Annotated in this window: 21 protein-coding genes; all 21 read right to left on the bottom strand. The window is 72.4% G+C overall.

What is annotated here, in order from left to right; translation table 11 throughout:
- Nucleotides 1-534 precede the first annotated feature (534 nt).
- The 21 genes from lepB to rnc all read right to left on the bottom strand — a co-directional run bounded on the left by lepB (nt 535) and on the right by rnc (nt 22785).
- Nucleotides 535-1488, bottom strand: a complete 954-nt coding sequence (gene lepB / locus AB0L06_RS38865; protein WP_500236223.1) for a signal peptidase I — start codon at nt 1486-1488, stop codon at nt 535-537.
- A 191-nt stretch (nt 1489-1679) separates the two neighbouring features.
- Nucleotides 1680-2033 (bottom strand): 50S ribosomal protein L19, encoded by a 354-nt coding sequence (gene rplS, locus AB0L06_RS38860; RefSeq protein WP_026414629.1) that lies wholly within the window; start codon nt 2031-2033, stop codon nt 1680-1682.
- Between the two features lie 134 nt (nt 2034-2167).
- Nucleotides 2168-2953, bottom strand: coding sequence for a tRNA (guanosine(37)-N1)-methyltransferase TrmD (gene trmD, locus AB0L06_RS38855; RefSeq protein WP_500236221.1), 786 nt, complete (start codon nt 2951-2953; stop codon nt 2168-2170).
- Between the two features lie 8 nt (nt 2954-2961).
- A complete protein-coding gene (gene rimM / locus AB0L06_RS38850) occupies nt 2962-3477 on the bottom strand; it encodes a ribosome maturation factor RimM (protein ID WP_500236220.1) in 516 nt (171 codons plus the stop codon).
- A gap of 440 nt (nt 3478-3917) precedes the next feature.
- Nucleotides 3918-4160 (bottom strand): RNA-binding protein, encoded by a 243-nt coding sequence (locus AB0L06_RS38845; protein ID WP_122193291.1) that lies wholly within the window; start codon nt 4158-4160, stop codon nt 3918-3920.
- Between the two features lies 1 nt (nt 4161).
- Nucleotides 4162-4608 carry a 30S ribosomal protein S16 gene (gene rpsP, locus AB0L06_RS38840; RefSeq protein ID WP_500236218.1) on the bottom strand — a complete coding sequence of 149 codons (447 nt, stop codon included), beginning with the start codon at nt 4606-4608 and terminating at the stop codon, nt 4162-4164.
- 419 nt (nt 4609-5027) lie between these two features.
- The gene (gene ffh / locus AB0L06_RS38835) at nt 5028-6590 is read right to left on the bottom strand and encodes a signal recognition particle protein (RefSeq protein WP_500236217.1); all 1563 of its coding nucleotides are present in this window, start codon (nt 6588-6590) and stop codon (nt 5028-5030) included.
- A 107-nt stretch (nt 6591-6697) separates the two neighbouring features.
- Nucleotides 6698-9175 (bottom strand): [protein-PII] uridylyltransferase, encoded by a 2478-nt coding sequence (locus AB0L06_RS38830; protein WP_500236216.1) that lies wholly within the window; start codon nt 9173-9175, stop codon nt 6698-6700.
- 8 nt (nt 9176-9183) lie between these two features.
- Nucleotides 9184-9528, bottom strand: a complete 345-nt coding sequence (locus AB0L06_RS38825) for a P-II family nitrogen regulator (protein ID WP_500236215.1) — start codon at nt 9526-9528, stop codon at nt 9184-9186.
- Nucleotides 9525-10898: an ammonium transporter gene (locus AB0L06_RS38820; RefSeq protein WP_500236213.1), complete on the bottom strand. Its 1374-nt coding sequence runs from the start codon at nt 10896-10898 to the stop codon at nt 9525-9527. The genes AB0L06_RS38825 and AB0L06_RS38820 overlap by 4 nt, the downstream gene beginning before the upstream one ends.
- A gap of 255 nt (nt 10899-11153) precedes the next feature.
- The gene (ftsY, locus tag AB0L06_RS38815; RefSeq protein WP_500236211.1) at nt 11154-12314 is read right to left on the bottom strand and encodes a signal recognition particle-docking protein FtsY; all 1161 of its coding nucleotides are present in this window, start codon (nt 12312-12314) and stop codon (nt 11154-11156) included.
- 72 nt (nt 12315-12386) lie between these two features.
- Nucleotides 12387-13394, bottom strand: a complete 1008-nt coding sequence (locus AB0L06_RS38810; RefSeq protein WP_500236210.1) for a glycoside hydrolase family 16 protein — start codon at nt 13392-13394, stop codon at nt 12387-12389.
- Between the two features lie 115 nt (nt 13395-13509).
- Nucleotides 13510-13647 (bottom strand): hypothetical protein, encoded by a 138-nt coding sequence (locus AB0L06_RS38805; protein ID WP_500236209.1) that lies wholly within the window; start codon nt 13645-13647, stop codon nt 13510-13512.
- A complete protein-coding gene (locus AB0L06_RS38800; protein WP_500236257.1) occupies nt 13637-14179 on the bottom strand; it encodes a DivIVA domain-containing protein in 543 nt (180 codons plus the stop codon). Before AB0L06_RS38800 ends, AB0L06_RS38805 begins: the two co-directional genes overlap by 11 nt.
- Nucleotides 14180-14224: 45 nt before the next feature.
- Nucleotides 14225-15595, bottom strand: coding sequence for a globin domain-containing protein (locus AB0L06_RS38795; RefSeq protein WP_500236208.1), 1371 nt, complete (start codon nt 15593-15595; stop codon nt 14225-14227).
- 40 nt (nt 15596-15635) lie between these two features.
- Complete coding sequence (locus AB0L06_RS38790; protein WP_500236207.1) at nt 15636-16049, bottom strand: globin domain-containing protein; 414 nt, start codon at nt 16047-16049, stop codon at nt 15636-15638.
- A 125-nt stretch (nt 16050-16174) separates the two neighbouring features.
- Nucleotides 16175-19852: a chromosome segregation protein SMC gene (smc, locus tag AB0L06_RS38785; protein WP_500236255.1), complete on the bottom strand. Its 3678-nt coding sequence runs from the start codon at nt 19850-19852 to the stop codon at nt 16175-16177.
- A gap of 463 nt (nt 19853-20315) precedes the next feature.
- Nucleotides 20316-20513: a hypothetical protein gene (locus tag AB0L06_RS38780; RefSeq protein WP_500236206.1), complete on the bottom strand. Its 198-nt coding sequence runs from the start codon at nt 20511-20513 to the stop codon at nt 20316-20318.
- Between the two features lie 178 nt (nt 20514-20691).
- Complete coding sequence (locus AB0L06_RS38775) at nt 20692-21000, bottom strand: acylphosphatase (RefSeq protein ID WP_500236204.1); 309 nt, start codon at nt 20998-21000, stop codon at nt 20692-20694.
- A gap of 74 nt (nt 21001-21074) precedes the next feature.
- Nucleotides 21075-21977: a bifunctional DNA-formamidopyrimidine glycosylase/DNA-(apurinic or apyrimidinic site) lyase gene (gene mutM, locus AB0L06_RS38770; RefSeq protein WP_500236203.1), complete on the bottom strand. Its 903-nt coding sequence runs from the start codon at nt 21975-21977 to the stop codon at nt 21075-21077.
- Entirely contained in the window at nt 21970-22785 is an 816-nt protein-coding gene (gene rnc, locus AB0L06_RS38765) for a ribonuclease III (RefSeq protein WP_500236253.1), read from the bottom strand. The genes mutM and rnc overlap by 8 nt, the downstream gene beginning before the upstream one ends.
- Nucleotides 22786-22898: the final 113 nt, after the last annotated feature.

Genomic DNA, 22898 nt, shown 5'->3' with positions numbered 1-22898 from the left:
CTCGCGCGGGGCTGGCTCGCTGGGGCGCCGAGCGTGCACCCCCCTCGCGTGGGCCGCCCTCGCGCGAGCCGCTCACATGGGCCGCCTGGCGTGAGCTGCCTCGCTGATGCATCGAGCGTGCGCCGCTCTCGTGTGGGCCGCCTCGCGTGGGCCGCCACGTGTGGGGTGCCTCGCGTGGGCCGCCACGTGTGGGGTGCCTCGCGTGGGCCGCCACGTGTGGGCCGCCTCGCGTGAGCCGCCACGTGTGGGGTGCCTCGCGTGAGCCGCCACGTGTGGGGTGCCTCGCGTGGGCCGCCACGTGTGGGCCGCCTCGCGTGAGCCGCCACGTGTGGGGTGCCACGTGTGGGGTGCCTCGCGTGGGGTGCCTTGCGTGGGGTGCCTTGTGGGTGCCGGGTGTGGGGTGGCTCGCTGGGGCAGCTCAGGGGCAGGGCTTGCAGGGGTGGTGGTTGTTGTTTGGCCTGCGGGTGTGGTGGTTGATCGGTTCCTGCCGAGGTGGGAGCGGCGGTGGCTTGGCTTGTCGGCAGGAGCGGTTGTCTAGTGGCGGCGTAGGCGTAGGCGGCGGGTCAGGTAGGTGATGGGGATGGCGCCCAGGAAGCCCAGGGTCAGTGGGGCGGCCGGGGCCAGGGCGGCGGCGGCCTTGAGGGTCGGCTGCTTGAAGGTGGACGGGATGGGAAGGGTGTCGATGCGGCTCAGGGGCCAGACGATGACGAAGGCGCGGCCGATGACGTGGTCGATGGGGATGGTGCCGCCGCCACGGTCGCCGCGGTGCCAGCGGGAGTCGGACGAGGCTTCGCGGTGGTCGCCCATGACCCAGAGCTGCCCGGGGCCGACGGTGGCGTCGAAGGGGTCGATGGACGGCTTGTTCTGCACGTGCGTCGACGGGTCGGTGAACAGGTAGGCGCTCTCGCTCAGCGGGACGCCGTTGACCGTGACGCGGCCCTGGGCGTCGCAGCACTTCACGTGGTCACCGGGGAGGCCGATGACGCGCTTGATGTAGTCCTTCTCGTTCGGCGCGACGCCGAACGCGCCGCCGATGGCGTGCAGGACCTTGCTGACGGGGTTGCTCGGGCTGCTGACCTGGACCTCCGGGTCCCAGGAGTCGAGGCCGTTGAAGACGACGACGTCGCCGCGGGAGACGTCCCGGGTGTGGTAGACGACCTTGTTGACCAGGACGCGGTCGCCGATCTGGAGGGTGTTCTCCATCGAGCCGGACGGGATGTAGAACGCCTGCACGACGAACGCCTTGATCACCAGGGCGAGGACGAGGGCGACGCCGATCAGGACGGGCAGTTCCTTCAGGAACGAGCCCGGCTTCCTGCGCTTCTTCCCGGTGGGTTCCGCGTCCTCCGCCTCGTCCGGCGACGCGGCGGGCTGCTCGGGCGCGGCCTCGTCGGCGGGCTCGGACGGTTCGCGTTCGGGGGACGGCTCTCGCTCGGAGGTCACGGTCTGCTTCTCTTCGGGCACCGCGCCCTCGGCTTCGGAACGCACGTCTCTCCGATCGTCCTCGTAAGTCATCAGAGCGCCAGACTAGCGGCGGGAGGGCCGCCGAATCTCGTGCATGGCCGTGTCGCGCCCACGTGCCGACCCCCTATGACGTGCACTTTCCCCCAAAACGGGCGGCGCCCCGGGATCCGTGGTCGGGATCCCGGGGCGCCGGACGCTTCGCGAGGCGAGAGCGATCAGAAGTCGCGCTTCTCCTTGATGCGAGCCGCCTTGCCGCGCAGGTTGCGCAGGTAGTACAGCTTGGCGCGGCGGACGTCACCGCGGATCGCGACCTCGAGCTTCTCGATGTGCGGGCTGTTGATCGGCCAGGTGCGCTCGACGCCGTAGCCACCCTTGCTGATCTTGCGGACGGTGAAGGTCTCGCGCGAGCCGCCGCCCTGACGGCGGATCACGACGCCCTCGAAGACCTGGACACGGGTGACCTTGCCCTCGGTGATGCGCGCGTGGACGCGCACGGTGTCGCCGGGGCGGAAGTCCGGGACGTCGGACCGCAGGGCGGCCTTCTCGATCTCCTGGATCAAAGCGTGCATGGCAGCTGTACCTCAGTCGTGTCGAACGCGGACGTCGAGAGGCCCCGACCTGTTCTGCATGGGGGCGTCGCTCCGCGCGGAATGGATCTTCTTGGAAGTCTGCGCGCCGTGCGTGACGAGCACACGGCGACGCTCTAGTTTGCCATATCTTCGCCGTGCTCCGGAAAGCCGGCCTCGGCGAGGATCTTCCGATCATGCTTGTCAAGCTTTTCGGGGGCGAGGCGTCCGAGCAGCTCGGGGCGGTTCTCGGCGGTGCGGCGGATCGCCTGGTCACGCCGCCAGCGGGCGATCGCGCCGTGGTTGCCCGACAGCAGGATCTCCGGGACCGCACGCTCCCGCCAGACCGGGGGCTTGGTGTAGACGGGCCCCTCCAGCAGCGATTCCATCGCTCCGGGCGCGAACGAGTCGTCGGCGACGGACTCGGCGTTCCCGAGGACGCCGGGGATGAGCCGTCCGATCGCCTCGACCATCACCAGGACGGCGACCTCGCCGCCCGCCAGCACGAAGTCGCCGAGGCTGACCTCGGACACCGGCATGCGGGTGGCGGCCTCCGCGACGACGCGGGAGTCGATGCCCTCGTAGCGTCCGCAGGCGAACAGGAGGTGGTCCTCGGCGGCCATCTCGGCGGCCATGGCCTGGGTGAACGGACGTCCGGACGGGGTCGGGACCACCAGCCGCGGGGCCGGGCCGTCCGGCGGGGCGACGGCGTCCAGCGCCTCGCCCCACGGCTCGGGCTTCATGACCATGCCGGGGCCGCCGCCGTAGGGGGTGTCGTCCACGGTGCGGTGCCGGTCGTGCGTCCAGGACCGCAGGTCGTGGACGTGGACGTCGAGCAGCCCGGTGCGCCGGGCCTTGCCGATCAGCGAGACGTCGAGGGGGGCGAAGTACTCGGGGAAGATGCTGATGATGTCGAGTCGCATCGCGCGGGTCAGTCCTCGTCCAGGAGGCCGGCGGGCGGGTCGATGACGAGCCTGCCGCCCGCCACGTCCACCTCGGGGACGATCGCGGCGACGAACGGCACCAGCAGCTCGCCGCCGCCGGTGCGGCGGATGACCAGCAGGTCCTGGCCGTGGTGGCGGATCTCGGTGACCTCGCCCACATCGGCGCCGTCCACGGTGCGGACGGCCAGGCCGACCAGCTGCGCGTCGTGGAAGTCGTCGGGGTCGTCCGATTCGGGGATGTCGTCCGCGTCCACGACGAGCCAGGTGCCGCGCAGGGCCTCGGCGGCGTTCCGGTCGGCGGCGCCCGCGAACCGGACGACCAGGCGCCCGGAGTGCCAGCGGGCCTGCTCGACGACCAGCGGGCCGTTCCCCGCGGGGTCGGTGGCGATCTCGGTGCCCGGCGCGAACCGCAGCTCCGGGTCGTCGGTCCGCACGTCCACCGTGCTGTCGCCACGGACGCCGTGCGGACGCCCGATCCGGCCGATCACGATCCGTTCGGCCACGAGCCGTCCCTTCCAGCGAATGATCAATGTAGGAGAACCCGCGCCGCCGCCGCTCCGGCGGCGATCACGTCCCGGCCTCAAGCCTGCCAGCCGGATCCCCATGCCCGGGACAACCGCACCCCCACCGCCGGTGCGATCACCGCTGGACGGCGACGGCCGCGGCGGCGCTGCGCGGGAGACGGGGGTTTGTGATGGGTCTGGGGTAAAACGCGATCCGAGCCGCCGCGTCGTTGGACGACGTGGCGGCTCGGATCGTTGTCGGGCCCGCGAGCGGGTCCGTTGTGACGTCCTCCCCGATGTGGGGTGGGTTCCGCCGTCACTTGGACGGCGGCGAAGTGAGCTCCCGAGAAGGGCGCGCCAAAGCGTGGCCTCAGCGCTTCCCTACGTGCGGACGGACGGACCGTCCGCGCCGGGGAGCCCTGCGCCCGAGCACAACGGGGTCAGCGGACCTCGTTGACGTCGAGCAGGTCGACACGCACGTAGCGGCCTCCGGAGAGGGCGCTGACGACCGTGCGCAGGGCCTTGGCGGTGCGACCGCTTCGGCCGATGACCTTGCCGAGGTCGTCGGGGTGCACACGCACCTCCAGAACCCGGCCGCCCCTGATGCGGCGGGCGCGGACCCGGACGTCGTCCGGGTTCTCCACGATCCCTCGCACCAGGTGCTCGAGCGCTTCTTCGAGCACGTCAGTCCTCGCTCTTGACTTCGGTCTCGGCGGAGTCGGCGTCGGCCTTCTTGGCCTCGGCCTTCTTCTTCGGCTTGGCGGCCGGGGCGGCGGCCTCGACGTCGCCCATCGACTCCTTGACGGCGGCCTCGAAGACGGCCTTCTTGTCCGGCTTCGGCTCGGCCTTGCGCAGGGTGCCCTCGGCGCCCGGCTCGCCCTTGAACTTCTGCCAGTCGCCGGTGACCTTGAGCAGGCTCAGCACCGGCTCGGTCGGCTGCGCGCCGACGCCCAGCCAGTACTGCGCGCGCTCGGAGTCGATCTCGATGAGCGACGGCTCCTGCTTGGGCTGGTAGAGGCCGATCTCCTCGATGGCGCGACCGTCCCGCTTGGTGCGGGAGTCGGCGACGACGATCCGGTACTGCGGGTTCCGGATCTTCCCCAGACGCTTGAGCTTGATCTTGACTGCCACGGGTGTGGTGTTCTCCAGACTTGGTACAGGTGAGCTTGGCCGCACCAGGTGGGGACACCGGCGACCGGCCAGCTCTGTGGACTCCGGACGCGCGAGACGAGAGAGGGCGCCAGCGCGATTCCGGGGTTTCCAGCTCGCCATTCTGCCAGACGTTCGCGGAAAAAGCGCAATCGGACGATGACACGCGGCCACTCGATCGGCAAAGCCCGCCTGACCTGGGCGAACGTTGCACTGAGAACGAACGTCCGAAGCGCCGGTCCCGGACCGTCCAACAGGCCGGAAAACAAGGAGAATCGGCGCGCACGGACACCCGTGACCACGAACCGCCCACACGTCCGCCGGACCCGGGCACGACGAACGCCGCGGCCCGCGGGAAGCGGAACGCGGCGTTCGTTGTGAGTCGGGTTACTTCTTGCGGGTCACTTCTTCTTGCCGCCGCCCAGGTCACCCAGGTCGGGCATCTGGAAGCCGGGCGGGAGCTGCTTGGCCAGGCCGGGCGGGAGCTGGCCGCCGAGGCCCGGCGGCAGTCCCTGCGGCATGGCGTCGGCGGCGGGCTGGTCGGCGGGCTGCTTGCCGACGGAGCGCTTGCGCGGGTCGCCGCTGCGCTGCTTGCCCTTCTTCTTCGCGGCCTTCTGCGCCTGCTTGGCGCGGCGGCGGCCCGGCATGCCGGGGAAGCCCATGTTGCCGGCCATCGCGCGGACCATCTTCTGCGCGTCGAAGAACCGGGTGACCAGGCTGGACACCTCGCCGACCTGGACGCCGGAGCCCTTGGCGATACGGGCCCGGCGGGAGCCGTTGATGATCTTCGGGTTGGAGCGCTCCTCCGGCGTCATGGAGCGGATGATCGCGGCGACCCGGTCCAGGTCCTTGTCGTCGATCTGGGAGATCTGGTCCCGGACCTGGCCCATGCCCGGCATCATGCCGAGCAGGTTGCCGATCGGCCCGAGCTTGCGGATCATCATCATCTGCTCGAGGAAGTCCTCGAGCGTGAAGTCCTCGCCGGACGCGAACTTGGTGGTCATCTTCTCGGCCTGCTGGGCGTCGAACGCCTGCTCGGCCTGCTCGATCAGGGTGAGGATGTCACCCATGTCGAGGATGCGCCCGGCCATCCGGTCGGGGTGGAAGACGCTGAAGTCGTCCAGCTTCTCGCCGGTGGACGCGAACATGATCGGCCGGCCGGTGATGTGCCGCACCGACAGGGCCGCGCCACCGCGGGCGTCGCCGTCGAGCTTGGTGAGGACGACGCCGTCGAAGCCGACGCCGTCCATGAACGCCTGCGCGGTGTTCACCGCGTCCTGGCCGACCATGGCGTCGACGACGAAGAGGATCTCGTCCGGCTTGACCGCGTCGCGGATGTCGATGGCCTGCTGCATCATCTCCGCGTCGACGCCGAGGCGGCCCGCGGTGTCGATGATGACCATGTCGTGCTGGGCGTGCCGGGCCTGCTCGATGGAGCGGCGCGCCACGTCCACCGGGTCGCCGACGCCGGAGCCGGGCTCGGGGGCGAAGACCTGGACCCCGGCGCGCTCGCCGACGACCTGCAGCTGCTGGACGGCGTTGGGGCGCTGGAGGTCGGCCGCGACCAGCAGCGGCGCGTGCCCCTCCTTCTTCAGGTGCCGGGCGAGCTTGCCCGCGAGGGTGGTCTTGCCGGCGCCCTGGAGGCCCGCGAGCATGATCACGGTCGGCGGGTTCTTGGCCAGGTTCATCCGGCGGGTCTCGCCGCCGAGGATGCCGATGAGCTCCTCGTTGACGATCTTGACGACCTGCTGCGCCGGGTTGAGCGCCTGGGAGACCTCCGCGCCCCCGGCCCGTTCCTTGATCCGCGCGATGAAGTCCTTCACCACGGGCAGCGCGACGTCGGCTTCCAGCAGCGCGACGCGGATCTCGCGGGCCGTCGCGTTGATGTCGGCCTCGGAGAGCCGGCCCTTGCTGCGCAGCGACGAGAAAACCGTCGTCAACCGGTCGGAGAGCGTCTCGAACACGTGTGGACCCGTCCTTGGAAAGCTTCGTGGGATCGCCTATCAGACTATCGGGTCATGCGCCGGGTCCCGCCCCGTCCGGTTTCCGTCTTGTTCGGCTTGTCGTGGAATCAGCCCAGAGACCCCAGGACATGGTCGCGGACGGACGCGGCGGACTCCCCCAGCGGACGGCCCTCGCCGTCCACGACGTAGAAGGCGTCGACGGCCTCCGCGCCCAGGGTGTCCACGCGGGCGGCGATCACCTGGAGGCCGCACTCGCCGAGCACCTGGCCGACCCGCCACAGCAGGCCGGGGCGGTCGTGGGCGCGGACCTCGACGACGGTCGCGCTCTCCGAGGCGTCCGGGACGATCGTGACGCGCGGCGGCGGGACGGCGGCTCCGGGCCGGATCCGGACGGCCCGCGCCCGGCGTTCGAGCCGGTCCGCGACATCGAGCCGTCCGGCCAGCATGCGGCGCAGGTCGGATTCCAGCGCGGCCGGGTCGGGCGGTTCGCCGAACTCGGGGACGGCCGTGAAATCGAGCACAGCGGTCGCGGCACCGGGCGTTTCGGCCTTCGGGACGGTTTCGGAGACGATCCTGGCCGTGCGGACGGCCAGGCGGTGCAGGGCCAGGACGCCCGCCGCGCGCCACAGCAGCCCCGGGCGGTCCGGCGCGGCGATCATGATCCGTGCGCCCTGGACCCGGACGGCCGCGCCGTCGTGCCTGGCCAGCGCCAGGGTGTCCGGTCCGAGGGACGGCGCGGGCGGCAGCGTCCCGCCCGCGAGCGACATCAGCGCGCGGCGGGCCAGTTCCGCCACCAGGCGGGCCTTCCAGGAGCCCCAGGCGGCGGGGCCGGTGGCCTGACCGTCCGCGACCGCGAGGGCGGCGAGCAGTTCGAGGACGTCGCGTTCGCGCCCCGGGGCCTCGGCGACGGCGGTCAGGACGCTCTCGATCGTCTTCGGATCGTCGATGTCGCGGCGGGTGGCGGTCTCGGGCAGCAACAGGTGGTGCCGGACGACGGTTTCCAGCACCTTCACGTCGTCGGCCGGAAAGCCCATCCGGGCGGCGGCGTCGCATGCCACGACCGCTCCGCGGACCGAATGATCACCTGGCAGGCCCTTGCCGACGTCGTGCAGCAACGCGCCGACGAGCAGCAGGTCGGGGCGGGCGACCTCGCGGGTCAGCGCGGCGGCTCCGGCGGCGGTCTCGACGAGGTGGCGGTCCACGGTGAAGCGGTGCACGGGGTTGCGCTGCGGCCGGTTCCGGACACGTTCCCAGTCGGGCAGCAGCCGGACGATCAGCCCGGCCTGGTCGAGGGCCTCCCAGACGCCGATCGCGGCGGGCCCCGCGCCGAGGAGCGAGACCAGGGCGTCGCGGGCCTCCGGTGGCCACGGCGCACCGGGCAGGACGGCTCTCCCGGCGAGCGTGTCCACGGTCGCCGGGGCCAGGGGCAGGCCGTTCTGCGCGGCGGACGCGGCGACGCGGAGCGACAGCGCCGGGTCCTTCAGGTCGGCGTTGCGGGCGAGCACGACCTCGCCGTCCTGCTCGACGGCACCGTCCCCGACGGGTCGGCGCCGTGGCCCGCCGCGTCCGTCGCGGGGACGGGCGAACCTGTCGACACGCCGCCAGACCTGGTCGTCGGCGTGGGTGATCGTCCGGGCTGCCGTGGCGACCGCCCTCAGGAGGACGTCCGCGTCGAGCATGCCGAGCGCCGTGGCGACGGCCTCCTGCTCCTGCAGGACGAGCCGGTCGGACGGTCGTCCGGTGATCGTCTGGAGCGCGTGCCGGACGTCCAGCAGCAGGTCTCGGGCCTCGCGGACCCGGCCGTCCGGCGCGGGGGCCACCCAGGACGAGGCGACGGCGTTCATCACCTCCACGTCGCGGAGCCCGCCGCGCGCCTCCTTCAGGTCGCCCTCCAGCAGGAACGCGAGTTCACCCTGGGCGTCCCAGCGCTCCCGGCACAGGGCGCGGAGCTCGGTGAGCCGGTGCCGCGCGTCCGCCCGCCAGTCGGCCAGGACGGCCGCGCGCGCCTCGTCCAGGAGCGTGCGGTCCCCGGCGATGTGGCGTGGCGCGAGCAGGCCGAGCGCGGCCTTCATGTCGTCGCGGGCGACCGTCCGCGCCTCCTGGACGGTCCGGACGGAGTGGTCGAGCCGCAGCCCCGCGTCCCAGATCGGGTACCAGAGCCGATCGGCGATCCCCTTCACGTCGTCGCGTCCTCGATGCAGGAGCACCAGGTCGAGGTCGCCGCCGGGCGTCAGCTCACGCCGCGCGTGGCTCCCGACCGCGACCAACGCCACGTCCGTCGCGCCTGCCTGCCCCTCTGCACCCGCCCTGCCCGCTGCGTCTGCCGCACCCGCCGTGCCCGCCGTGCCCGCTGGATGCTCGGCGCTCGCGGGGTTCGCCGCGCGGCCTCGGACCTCGTCTTCGGGCTGCGGGGCGATCGCGGCGGTGAAGAGCGCCGTGAGACGACGGTCGAGGTCGGTCGTGCGGGCGGCGCGGGCCGCGGCGATGGCCGCGCGGGCCCGTGGCGCGGAGGCGGCGGGGCCGGAGTCGAGGGCTCCGGCCCCGCCGTGTTCCGTGGATCCGGGCGTTCCCCGGGCGGGGGCCACGCGGCCTCCTACAGGGCGTCCGGGCCGGTCTCGCCGGTGCGGACGCGCACGACCGTGTCCACCGGAACGGCCCAGACCTTGCCGTCGCCGATCTTGTCGGTGCGGGCGGCCTTGACGATGACGTCGATGACGTCGTGCGCGTCCTCGTCGTCCACCAGGACCTCGACGCGGAGCTTCGGCACCAGGTCGACCTTGTACTCGGCGCCCCGGTAGACCTCGGTGTGGCCTTTCTGGCGGCCGAAGCCGCTGGCCTCGCTGACGGTGAGGCCCCGGATCCCGAAGGCCTCCAGCGCGGCCCTGACCTCGTCGAGCTTGAACGGCTTGATCACCGCGGTGATGAGCTTCACGGTCACGCCTCCACCTTCTTCTCGGCGGCTGTGCCGCCGGTCGTCACAGGGCCGGTCGGCACAGGGTCGGGGGCCGCGGGGCCGGGCACGGCGGTCGCGTGGCCGGTGCGGACCGAGCCGGCGCCCGCCGGGGCGAGGTCGTAGGCGGTCTCGGCGTGCGCGGTGAGGTCCACGCCGGTCGCCTCGTCCTCCTCGTCGATCCGGAATCCCATCGTCTTGTCGATCACCTTGGCGATGATCCACGCCATCGCGAACGAGTAGAGGCCGATCACGACCGGGCCGAGGACCTGCAGGCCGAGCTGGTGGAGGCCGCCGCCGTAGAACAGGCCCTTGTGCTGCGAGGACAGCGCCGGGTACGCCGCCAGGAAGCCCAGCGAGACCGCGCCGACCGCGCCGCCGACCAGGTGCACGCCGACGACGTCCAACGAGTCGTCGTAGCCGAGCCGGTACTTCAGGCCGATCGCGTAGGCGCAGACCGCGCCCGCGACCAGGCCGAGGACGATCGCCGCCCACGGGTCGACGAACCCGCACGCGGGGGTGATCGCGACGAGGCCGGCGACCGCGCCGGACGCCGCGCCGAGCGTGGTGGCGTGGCCGTCCCGGAGCTTCTCCACGACCATCCAGGCCCCGGCCGCCACGGCGGTCGCGATCTGGGTGTTCATGAACGCGAGGCCCGTGGTGGTGTCGACGCCGATCTCCGAGCCCGCGTTGAACCCGAACCAGCCGAACCACAGGATCGCCACCCCGAGCAGGACGAACGGCAGGTTGTGCGGACGCATCGGCTCCTTCGGCCAGCCGCGCCGCCGGCCCAGGACGATCGCCAGCGCGAGCCCCGCCGAACCGGCGTTGACGTGGACGACCGTCCCGCCGGCGAAGTCCTCGATGCCGAGGGCGTTCAGCCAGCCGGTCCCCCACACCCAGTGCGCGACCGGGAAGTACACCAGCGACGCCCACACCACCGTGAAGGCCATCCAGGCGCCGAACTTCGCGCGATCGGCGATCGCCCCGCTGATCAGCGCCACCGTGATGATCGCGAAGGTGAGCTGGAAGGCCGAGTAGACCAGCAGCGGGATGTTGTGGTCGGGAGTGGCGCCCTGCTGGATCGCGGTGACCGTCCCTTTCAGCCCGACCGCGCCGAACCCGCCGAGGAACTTGTTGAGAAACGAGCTGCCGTTGTCGGTGAAGGCGACGGAGTGGCCGAAGAGGACCCACAGGACCGTCACGGTGACGATGCTGCCGAACGACATCATCATCATGTTCAGCACGCTCTTCGCGCGCGTCATGCCGCCGTAGAAGAACGCCAGCCCGGGGGTCATGAACAGCACCATCGCCGTGGCGGCCAGCATCCAGGCCGTCGCGCCTGTGTCGATCTTCATCTCGGGGGATGCCCCTCCTCGGCCGGGAACGTGGACTGGGCAAAAGATTCCGGCGCGGCCGTTTCGCCTGTTCGGCTCCCGTGTTTCGACGGTGTGAAACCCCGTCACCGCGTGTTGCGCGGTTGTTTCGGAACCCTCACCACCTGCCCGCCCGGACAGGTGTTCCGGGCATTTCGGTGAGGTCTTCCCATAGGAAAGGCCCCGCCGGTCGGGTGACCGGCGGGGCCTTTCGATCAGTCGGTGATCGGTGGGTGATCAGTCGCCGAGGATGGCGTCCACGAACGCGTCGGGCTCGAACGGGGCCAGGTCGTCCGGGCCCTCGCCGAGGCCGACGAGCTTGACCGGGACGCCCAGCTCGCGCTGCACCTGGACGACGATGCCGCCCTTGGCGGTGCCGTCCAGCTTGGTCAGGACGACGCCGGTGATGTTGACGACCTCGGCGAACACGCGTGCCTGCTGCATGCCGTTCTGACCGGTGGTGGCGTCCAGGACGAGCAGGACCTCGTCGACCGCGGCCTGCTTCTCCACGACCCGCTTGACCTTGCCGAGCTCGTCCATCAGGCCGGTCTTGGTGTGCAGCCGGCCCGCGGTGTCGATGATCACCGTGTCGACCTTGCTGTCGATGCCCTGCTTGACCGCGTCGAACGCGACGGACGCCGGGTCGGCGCCCTCGTCCTTGCGGACGACCTGCGCGCCGACCCGCTCGCCCCAGGTCTGCAGCTGGTCGGCGGCGGCGGCGCGGAAGGTGTCGGCCGCGCCGAGGACGACGGTCTTGCCGTCCCCGACCAGGACGCGGGCGAGCTTGCCGGTCGTGGTGGTCTTGCCGGTGCCGTTGACGCCGACGACCATCAGGATGGCGGGCTTGTCGCCGTGCCGCTGGGTGTGGAGCGACCGGTCCAGGTCCGTGCCGATCTGCTTGACCAGCTCCTCGTGCAGCAGGGCGCGGACCTCGGTGGGCGTGCGGCTGCCGAGCACCTGGACGCGGGTGCGCAGGTCGTCGGTGATCTGGCGGGCCACCGAGACGCCGATGTCGGCGCCGATCAGGGTGTCCTCGATCTCGTCCCACGCGTCGTCGTCGAGGTGGTCGCGGGACAGCAGGCCGAGCAGGGTCTTGCCGAAGGTGTTCTGGGACCGGGCGAGCCGGGCGCGCAGCCGGACCAGGCGCCCCGCCGACGGCGGCGGGACCTCGATCTCCGGCTTGGGCGGCGCGGCGGGAGTGGGTGGGGCCCGTTCCACCGTCGGGGTGGCCTGATCCTCCTCCGGCGGCGCGGTGGTGGTCGCGCCTGCCTGGATGTCGGGCCGCTCCGCTGGTTCGACGGGAGCTTGGGGCTTGCGGCGGCCGGGCCGCAAGAACATCACGCCGCCCACGATCAACGCGAGGACGGCCAGCCCGGCGATGAGGATCACGTATTCCATAGCGGGTCCAGTTTTCCAGACGGCCGCCGATGCCCTGTACCCCAGAGCCGGATGGAACGCGTTCCAGCCCCGTCAGCGCCGATACATGCGGATCCAGTCGACCTGGAGCGTCGCCGGTGTGTTTCCGTTGATCCCGCGCGCGGTGTGGCGGGCGTCTCCCGGGAACCAGTCGAGCTGGATGGTCTGCCCCATCCGCTCGCGCGGCAGGGCCTCGCGGCGGGTGGTGTGGAACCAGCGCCTGCCGTCCACGAAGCCGCTGACCCAGGTGGACGTCCATTCGACGGCGAACGCGTGCCAGCGGGTCATGTCGACGTGGACGTGTCCGGCCAGCCGGTCGTCCCGGCGCGTGGGCCCGTAGTGCAGGAAGAACTCGGCGTTCTGGCGGGTGCCGTCGTCGGCGACCTCCAGCCAGTCCACCTCACCGCCGCCGCCTCGGGGGGCGACTCCACCGCCGCCGCGGGTCGGCCACAGCAGCAGGACGGGGTGGTACGAGGCGCTGGCGCGGGACATCCGGACGCGTGCCTCCCAGCGGCCGGTTCGCTGCGAACCGCGTCTCCAGGCCACGCCGCCGGTCGTGCCGTCGGGCCGTCCGGTGATCGTGAGGACGCCCTTCCGGACGCTGACCGCGCGCGGGCTGCGGCGTCCCTTGCCGGCCTGGCCCGGGCCGTCGTAGACCTCCCAGGCGCGACGGTCGAGGTGTTCCGAGCGGAAATCCTCGGATGCGATCGGCTTTCCCCAGCGAAAGCGCCTGGCGGCGGTGGCCGGAGCGCCGTGCGGCGGACGCGAATTCCCCTGCGATTGCCCACCCATCGAACGGCTCGCCCCCTTTCCCAGGGACGGGGACGAGCCGTCCGGACGGCTTTTTTCCGCTCTGCGGACACGATCGCCGCCCGCAACCCACTGCGGGTGATGGCGCCTTGCGGGCCGAAGCGGGAAGAGCCGCATGTCGCGCAGCGTGAGCCGCTCGGCCACGTCCCGGACATCCCGGAGCGTGGTCCCGTTGAGCACCATTCCGGCCAGCGCGAGGAGCGCGGCCGAAACGATGACGGCGATGATCAGCGATCGGAGCCGCGTGGACACCCTACGGACGCTACGGAAACCGGCTTAGATCGCACCTCCCCCGATGCCTCCGTTTTCGGGAAAGGAAGCCATCCGCAGGCAAAGTCCGCCCAGATCACTGGGCTTTTTGAACCGTTTAGTGAGGATTATCCGGCTTCTCCTTCTCCGACTTCTCCCACTCGTCCACGTTCCTCAGCAGCGCTTCGAGGTACGCGCGCAGGTGCGTCCGGTAGACGTCGCTGTAGGTGCGCAGATAGGCGATCTCACGCTCCATGCGGCGCCGCTCGTCGCCGTCGAGCGACGCGCCGTCCACCCGGGTCATCTCCATCGGAGACTCCGGCGGACGCGTCCGCCGGGGCCGCGGACGCCTCGGGCGGGGCTCCGGCCGAGCGTGCGGCCTGGTCGGCCATGGTGGCGGCTCGGTGGTGCGCCTCCTCCATCATCCGCTCGGCCCGCGATTGCGCGTCGGTCAGGATCGCGTCCCGATGCTGCCGCGCCTCCTGGGCCATCTCGCGGGTGTACCGCTCGGCGTCGGCGACGTACAGGTCGGCGGTCTGCTGCGCCTGCGACAGGATCCGGACGGCCTGGAAGTGCGCGTCGTCCGGCTTGGCGTCGTCGGGCCCGCCCTCCCGGGGCGCCGCGCGCAGGCGGTCCACCTCCTGGGCGAGCGCCGCGCGCTCGTTCAGGAGCTGGACCAGCTCGTGCTCGACCCGCTGGAGGAACTCGCGGACCTGGTCCTCGTCGAGCCCGCGGCGGCCGAGCGCCGCCCGTGCGAAGGCCGACGCCTGGACCTCGCCCGGGGTCAGCCGGGGCCGCCCGAGGCGAGGGGCTGGTGTGCTGGGTTCACGAGATCACCTCTGTGCGAAGGATTCCAGCCGGATGCGGTCGCGGGGCACGCCGTCCCGGAGCAGCCGGTCCGCCGTGCTCTCGACCATGGCGTCCGGCCCGCACACGTAGATGTCGTGGCCGTGCCATGAGCCGTACCGCCCCACCACCTCCGCGAGCGTGCCGTGCTCGATCCGCGGACCGGCGGACGGCGCGTGCGCGGCGGCGGATCCGAACGTGTCGCCGAAGGCGGCGTGCCCGGACGCCGCGTCTCCGGCGGCCGCCTGCCCGGGTGCCTGACCCGGCGCCTGGCCGGGAGGCGGACCCGGCGCCTGGCCTGGAGGCTGTCCGCCGAACCAGCTGGACGCCCCGAAGGACACCGGCGCGCCGAACCCCGCGGGCGGGCCGAAGCCCTCCGGAGCGCCGAACGGCGAGCCGAACGACATCCCGAAACCGCTTCCGCCCGGTTCGTCCGACACGGCCGCCACCACCGTCAGCCAGGGGTTCCTGGCGGCGAGCTCGGCCAGGTGCGGCAGGTCGTACAGGGCGTCGCGGGTGCGCGCCCCGAAGAACAGCGTGGTGCGCGGCGGCGTCTGCCGCAGCGCCAGCTGCTCCAGGATCGCCTTGAGCGGCGCGAGGCCGGTGCTGCCCGCGACCATCAGCACGTCCCGGTGGGACGACTCGTCCAGCACGAGCGTGCCGACGGGCGCGCCCATCCGCAGCCGGTCCCCGGCCTGGACGGCCCGGACCAGCACCGGGCTGACCGCCCCGCCGTCCACCAGCCGGACGTGGAAGTCCAGCGTGTTGTCCGGGCGCGGGGCGTTCGCCATCGACAGGTACCGCCACTGCCGCAGCCGCTGCGGCAGCTCCACCGCGACCGACTGGCCCGGGGCGTACGGGAGCGCCTGGTCGGGCCGCACCCGCAGCACGACGAGGTCGAAGCGGCGGCGTTCCACCGCGACGACCTCACCGCTCCACCACGCGGGCGCGGACATCCCGTCCTGGTCCGCCGCCTCCAGCATGACGTGCGAGACCACGTCGTAGGCGGCGGCCCAGTCGGCTTCCAGCTCGGGCGTCCAGGACGCGCCGGAGTAGTGCCGCAGCGTCGCGATCAGGCTCGCCCCGACGTGCGGGTAGTGCTCGGCGATGATCCCGAACTTGCGGTGGTCCCGGCCGAGTCCCTGCAGGAACGGCACCAGCTCGCCGAGGTCGTCGACGTTGGAGACGACGTGCCCGAGGGCGCGCAGCAGCTTGTCGCGCTGCCCGCTCATCCCGATCGGGAACATGTCCCGCAGGTGCGGGTTCCGCAGGAACAGGTCGGAGTAGAAGAACAGCGCCACGCCGTCGCCGTGCTGGGCGACCTGGGCGAAGTTCTCCTTCAGTCGTTGGGCGTCCACTCGTTCTCCAGGTAGCGGCCGTGGTCGGGGGCTCCCGGTCTCACGCGTTCGCCCGCTCACCCTCCGCGGCCTCGGTCATCACCTGCGCGACGACGCCGTAGGCGGCGGCCCAGTCGGCCTCCAGCTCCGGCGACCAGGCCGGGCCGCTGAAGTACTTCAGGGTCGCGATCAGGCTCGCGCCGACCTGCGGGTAGTACTCCGCCGCGACGCCGAAGCCGTTGTGCCGGACGCCGAGGTCGCGCAGGAACGGGACGAGCGTGTCGGTGTCGTCGACGTGGGCGACGATGTGCGCGAGCGCCTCCAGCAGCTTCTCGTGCTGCTTGGCCATGGAGCCGGAGAACAGCTTGCGCAGCTGCGCGTCACGGTCGAACAGGTCCGCGTAGAAGTACTCCGCGACGTCCTGTCCATGCCCTGCGACCAGGGCGAAGTTCTCTTTCAGGCGTGCTACGTCCATGGGTCGTCCGCCTTTCTCGGGCGCGCCCGAGCCGCCGGGCGGGACGCTCCAGGCGGGGGAGCACGAGCACACCGGCGGACATGTTTACCGGATCGCCCAACCCTCTTCAACCTGAACGAGCGGAACTAAACGGACGCGGCGGCGGGTTCCGGCTCGTCCCGGACGATGCGCTGGCTGACCACCTGGGTCACGCCGTCACCGCGCATCGACACGCCGTAGAGCGCGTCCGCGCCCTCCATCGTCCGCTTCTGGTGGGTGATGACGATCAGCTGGGACGACTCGCGCAGCTCCTCGAAAACCTTGATGAGCCGCTGCGTGTTGGTGTCGTCGAGCGCCGCCTCCACCTCGTCCAGGACGTAGAACGGGGACGGGCGCGCCTTGAAGACCGCGACCAGGAACGCGATTGCGACGAGTGACCGCTCGCCGCCGGACAGCAGCGACAGCCGCTTGACCTTCTTGCCCGGCGGACGCGCCGAGACCTCGACGCCGGTGGTGAGCATGTCGTCGGGTTCGGTGAGCGACAGGCTGCCCTCACCGCCGGGGAACAGCCGTGCGAAGATCCTCTCGAACTCGCGCTCGGTGTCGGCGTAAGCGGACGCGAACACCTGCTGCACCCGGTCGTCCACCTCCTTGACGACCAGCAGCAGGTCACGGCGGGTCTTCTTGAGGTCCTCCAGCTGCGAGGTCAGGAACGCGTGCCGCTCCTCCAGCGCCGCGAACTCCTCCAGCGCGAGCGGGTTGACCTTGCCGAGCTGGTTCAGCTCGCGCTCGCCCTTCTTCGCCCGCTTCTCCTGTGTCGGACGGTCGTACGGAACAGGCCGAGCGTCCTCGGGCGCCTCCGGCCCGGGCGGAACGGGCTGGTCAGGCCCGTACTCGCCGACCAGCGCGTCGACCTCCAGGCCGAACTCCTCCAGCGCGCGCTGCTCCAGCTGCTCCAGCCGCAGGCGCTGCTCCGCGCGCGCGACCTCGTTGCCGTGCACGACGTTGACCAGCCGCTCCAGCATGGACGACAGCTCGCGCACCTGCGTGCGGATCACCCGCAGCTCGGACTCGCGGGCGGCGCGCGCCTCCTCGGCCGCCTCGCGCTGCGTGACGGCCGCGGCGAGCGAGTGCTCGATATGCGCCAGCGCGGCCAGTGAGCCCTTGTGCACGGCCTCGGCGATCTTCGCCTGCTGCTCGCGGCGGGCGCGGCGGCGGGCGGCGCGGGCGCGCTCCTCGCGCTCGCGGCGGGCTCCGCGTTCGAGGGCGTCGGCGCGTCCGGAGATGGCCTGGACGCGCTCCTCGGCCGTGCGGACCGACAGCCGCGCCTCCATCTCGCCCGTGCGGAGCTCCTGGACCTGCGCGTACAGCTCGTCGCGGGCGGAGGTGTCCTCGCCGACCTCGTCGGCGACGTTGGCGGCCTCCTCGGCCTCCTCCAGCCGCATCGCCAGCTCGTCGGCCGCCTGAAGGTCGGCCTCGCGGGACTCGGCCACCGCCTCGAGCGACTTGCCCAGCCGCTCGACCTCGCCGCGCGCGGCCCGGACGTCCGCCTCCAGCCGCGCGGCGCGCTTGGCCTCCTGCGCTGCCTGTGACTCCACCTCGCGCACACGCGCGCGGATGCGGTCGAGTTCGGCCTGAGCCGCGTTGACTCCGACCTGGGCCTCCCCGACGGCGGCCTGCGACGCGTCCAGGGAGACCTGCGCCTCCTGCTCGGCCTCGGTCGCCTCTGTGAGATCGGTCGCGCTACGCTCGGCCGCGGTCTCGGCGGCTTCGAGATCGGCGGTCGCCTCGTCCAGGGTGGCGCGCATCTGCAGGATCGACTGCCCGCCGCCCGCGCCGCCGCCCTGCGCCCAGTGCGCGCCCACGAGGTCGCCGTCACTCGAGACGACGCGCAGCGACGGATGCGTCCGGACGAGCTTGGCCGCGGACGTCACGTCGTCGGCGACCGCGACGTCCCTGAGCAGGAACTCCATCGCGGGACGCACCCCGGCCGGGACGGTCACCGCGTCGATCGCGTAGTCGACGCCCGGGATCCGCTCGACCGCGCCGCCCGCTTCGGCGCCGCCGATCAGCAGCCCGGCGCGTCCGGCGTCCTTCGCGCGCAGCAGCGTCAGCGCGGCCTCGGCGGTGTCGAGCGAGCCGACCGCGATCGCCTGGGTCACGTCGCCGAGCGCCGCGGCGACGGCCGTCTCGTACCCCGGACGGACGGTCAGCAGCGACGCGACGGTGCCGAGCACGCCGTCCAGCCCGGACGCCAGCAGCGCCTCGCCGCCGTCCGCGGCCGACGCGAGCGTCAGGTTCAGCGCCTCGATACGGGCCTGGAGCGCGGTCACGCGCTTCTGCGCCGCCTGGTCCGCCGACCGCGCGGCGGACACCGCGGCACGCGCGTCCTTCAGCTCCTGCCGCGGGAGGTCCACGCCGGCGCGCACGCTCTCGGCGGTCTCCTTCGCGGCGGCCAGCAGTTCCTGGGCGGCCTCGTGCTCGGCGGCGAGCACCGGGTCCTCCACGACCTCGGCCTCGAACGCCTCGAACTCGGTCTGCGCGGTCGCCGCGCGCTGCTCGGCGTCGTCGCGCGCGGCCGACAGCCGGCCGATCTCCGACTGCCCCGCCTGCGCCTTGCTCCGCAGCGCCTCGACGCGTCCGCGCAGCCGGGCCAGTTCCTCGCGGCGGTCGGCGGCGGCGCGCGCGGCGGACTGCAGGCGGCGCTCCTCGGCGTTCAACCCCTCCTCGGCGGCGGAACGCTCCTGAACGGCCGTGTCCAGCCCGTCCTGCGCCTGGTCCAGAACCTCGCGCAGCATCTCCTCCTGCTCGCGGATCTCGGCGGCCTCGCGCTCCATGTCCTCGGGGTCGCGGCCCCGGCGCTCCTCGTCGCGCGCCTCCGCCGCGTTCCGGTGCCGCTCGGCGGCCAGGTCGGCGACGCCGCGCAGCCGCTCCTTCAGCGACGACAGCTGGTACCAGGTGTCCTGGACGAGCGCGAGCTTCGGAGCCTGCTCGGCCTCCTCCGCCTCCAGCACGCTCTCGCGCTCCTGCGCCTCGGCGAGGGCCCGCTCGGTCTCGACGCGCCGCTCGCGGATCTGCGCCTCGTCGGCGGCCTCGCGCTCCAGCCTCGTCCGCAGCGTGACCAGGTCGTCGGCCAGCAGCCGCAGCCGGGCGTCGCGCAGGTCGGCCTGGATCGTGGCCGCGCGGCGGGCGATCTCGGCCTGCCGTCCCAGCGGCTTCAACTGGCGGCGCAGCTCGCCGACCAGGTCCTCGACACGGGTGAGGTTGGCCTGCATCGCGTCCAGCTTCCGCAGCGCCTTCTCCTTGCGCTTGCGGTGCTTCAGGACGCCCGACGCCTCCTCGATCACCGCGCGGCGGCCCTCGGCCCCGGCGTGCAGCACCCGGTCCAGCTGGCCCTGCCCGATGATCACGTGCATCTCGCGGCCGATGCCGGAGTCCGACAGCAGCTCCTGGATGTCCAGCAGCCGGCAGGAGTCGCCGTTGATCGCGTACTCCGACTGGCCGGACCGGAACATCAGCCGGCTGATCGTGACCTCGGTGTAGTCGATCGGCAGGGCGCCGTCGGTGTTGTCGATGGTCAGCACGACCTCGGCGCGGCCCAGCGGCGGACGGTTCGCGGTGCCCGCGAAGATCACGTCCTCCATCTTGCCGCCGCGCAGCGACTTGGCCCCCTGCTCGCCCATCACCCAGGCGAGCGCGTCCACGACGTTGGACTTGCCGGACCCGTTCGGGCCGACGACGGCGGTGATCCCGGGCTCGAACTTCAGCGTGGTGGACGACGCGAACGACTTGAACCCGCGCAGCGTCAGGGTCTTCAGGTACACGCGCTCGCCGTCCTCCTCCGGGTTCGCGGTCGGGGAGCGGCGCCGGTGCGCGCGTCGGGCCGTCGCCCCGGGACCGTGCCGAGGCGCCCGGCGGCGCGCGGCTCGCCGTCGCACGCCGTCACCGACGGCGCCGGGCGGGCTCGCTCACCCCCGTGGCCCGCCGGGCGGACGCCCGCGAGCCTGTCGAACGATACCGGCAGAGGACGCCGGGACCCCGCATCCACGCGGCCGTTCTCCGTCAATGTGCCGCGATCGGCCGCATAACGCCCCACGAATGCGAGCAGCGCCAACGAGCCGTCAGGGACGCTCAAGCACTCGCCGACGAAACCGTCAGAGCCGCGGACGCATCACCAACACCGGGTCAAGCGGACCGGGCGGAGGTCGGCGGCGCGGTGGGAAAGAAACAAGGGACGCCATGGGAAACGGCGTCCCTGCCTCCGTTGACGTGAAAAAGCGGCGCCGATCAGGTCAGCGCCGGTTCGCGATCCTTTACTCCGAGCGACACCATGTCGCCATCGGTCGCCGTCGCGAGCGCGTCGTTCTCCTCCTGGAGCCGAACGAGCTCGGCCTCCAGGTCACGTACACGCTGCTGCAGGCGCCGCATCTCCGCGACCATCCGGGGGTCGGGACCGCCGACGTGGCCGAGTAGAGCCTTCGCCATGACTAAGGGTCCTCCACGCTGAGTAACCAGCAGGAATCGCGCACGGGAAGCAACTGGACTCGGTGCGCGTATCATCTAGAGTCGCACCGGCACGAGTCCTGGTCAAGACGGACATCACAGGCCGGTAACAACCTGTCGTCCCTAGTTTAGCAGGATCAAACCGGATTTCCCTACCCGGTCAGCGTTCCTCGAAACCGGAGACCCCGCCGCGCGGCTCGCTCCAGCGCTCCACCAGGCCGGTCACGCGCCCCGGACGCGCGGGAATCCCGTTTTCGGGCCCGGCCTCGGGGTGCAGCAGCGCCAGCAGCCGATCACAGGCGGTGCGCGATCCTTCCGCGTTCACCTCGACGCGGCCGTCCCGGAGGTTCGACGCGCTTCCCACGAGCCCCAGCTCCAACGCGCGTGCCCGCACCCACCAGCGGAACCCGACCCCCTGCACGTGACCGCGCACCCACGCGGTCAGCCGCACGTCCGGTTCGTCCGACATCCTCGTCTCCCCCGTGTCCTCGGTCTCGGTCCCGGTCCGCGCGACCGGGCTCCGGTGGTTCGGCGGCGCGGCCGTCAGTAGCGCGCCCGGCGGGGGCGCGGCTGGCACTTCGGGCAGCTGAAGGACGAGCGGTTCATGAACTCGTCGCGGCGGATCGGGGTTCCGCAGCGGCGGCACGGCTCGTCCCGGCGGCCGTAGGCGTCCAGGGACCGCTCGAAGTAGCCGCTGTCGCCGTTGACGTCGACGTACAGCGCGTCGAAGGACGTCCCGCCGACCGCGAGCGCCTCGCTCATCACCTCGCGCGCGGCCTCCAGCACCCGGAGGGCCTCCGCGCGGGTCATGGTCTCGGTGGGACGCGCCCAGTGCAGCCGCGACCGCCACAGCGCCTCGTCGGCGTAGATGTTGCCGACGCCGCTGATCAGCGACTGGTCGAGCAGCGCCCGCTTGACGCCGGTGCGCCGGCGGCGCAGCGCCGTGACGAACGCCTCCTCGTCGAAGGCGTCCTCCAGCGGGTCCGGGGCGATGTGCGCGACCGGCTCGGGCACCGGGTCGCCCACCCTTCCCTGGACGAGATCGGCGACCAGCAGGTGCCCGAAGGTGCGCTGGTCGACGAACCGCAGGTCGGAGCCGTCGTCGGTGAACGTCACCCGGACGCGCAGGTGCTTGTGGCGCTCACGGTCCTGCTCCCCCACCAGCAGCTGGCCGCTCATGCCCAGGTGGGCGAGCAGCGCCTCGGTGGGCTCGGCGCCCGGCTCGTCCGTCGTGCCGTCCGCGAGCAGGGGCAGCCACAGGTACTTGCCGCGTCGCTTCGGCTGTGTGACGACGCGTCCGGCCAGGCGTCCGGCGAAGTCGGCCGGGCCCTCCTCGTGCCGCCGGACGGCACGGGGGTGCAGCACCTCGGCGGACGCGACCGTCCGCCCGGTGACCCAGCGGTCCAGGCCGCGCCGGACGACCTCGACCTCGGGAAGCTCAGGCACCGGCGACCGCCGCCGCGGCGCCGCCCTTGTCCTCGCCGTCCCGGCCCTTGCCGGAGCCGCCCTTCGAGCCCGTGCCCGCGTCGCCCTTGCCGTCGCCCTTGGCGGCGTCGCCGCCCTCGCGCTGGACGACCGTCTCGCGGATGGCGTGCCAGGCGGCCTCGGCGGCGTGCTGCTCGGCCTCCTTCTTGGAGCGGCCCTCACCGGAGCCGTAGGCCGTGCCGCCGACCCGCACCGAGGCGCGGAACGTCTTCTGGTGGTCGGGGCCGGACTCGGCCACGTGGTACTCGGGGACGCCGAGCTCCTCGACGGCGGTGAGCTCCTGGAGCGAGGTCTTCCAGTCCAGGCCCGCGCCGAGGCCCGCGGAGCGGGTGATCAGCGCGTCGAACAGCCGGTGCACCAGCGCGGACGCCTCGTCCAGGCCGCGGTCGAGGTAGACCGCGCCGATCAGCGCCTCCAGGGTGTCGGCGAGGATGGACGACTTGTCCCGCCCGCCGGTGCCCTCCTCGCCCCGGCCGAGCCGGATGTGCCGGCCGACGCCCAGCTCGCGCGCGACGCCCGCGAGGGCGCGCATGTTCACCACGGCGGCGCGGAGTTTGGCGAGCTGCCCCTCGGGCAGGTCCGGGTGGCCGCGGAACAGGGTGTCGGTGACGACCAGGCCGAGCACGGAGTCGCCCAGGAACTCCAGGCGCTCGTTGGTCGGCAGGCCGCCGTTCTCGTAGGCGTAGGAACGGTGCGTCAGCGCCCGCTCCAGCAGGTCGGGCGTGACCTCGACCTGTAGTGCCGAGACCAACTCGGCGCTGTCCGGGATGGGACGGTCCTTCTTGCCGCTCACAGGCCCTCCTCGCCTGGCGTGGCAGCCTCCTGAGGCTGCCTGTGGACGGCGCGTGCGGCGGCGATGGGGCGGCGGAGGTGTGTCCGCGA

This window comes from Spirillospora sp. NPDC052269, from assembly GCF_040679435.1.
GTDB lineage: Bacteria > Actinomycetota > Actinomycetes > Streptosporangiales > Streptosporangiaceae > Spirillospora.
The sequence above is the reverse complement of the archived record's forward strand: the minus strand, read 5'-3'. Positions and strand labels throughout refer to the sequence as shown.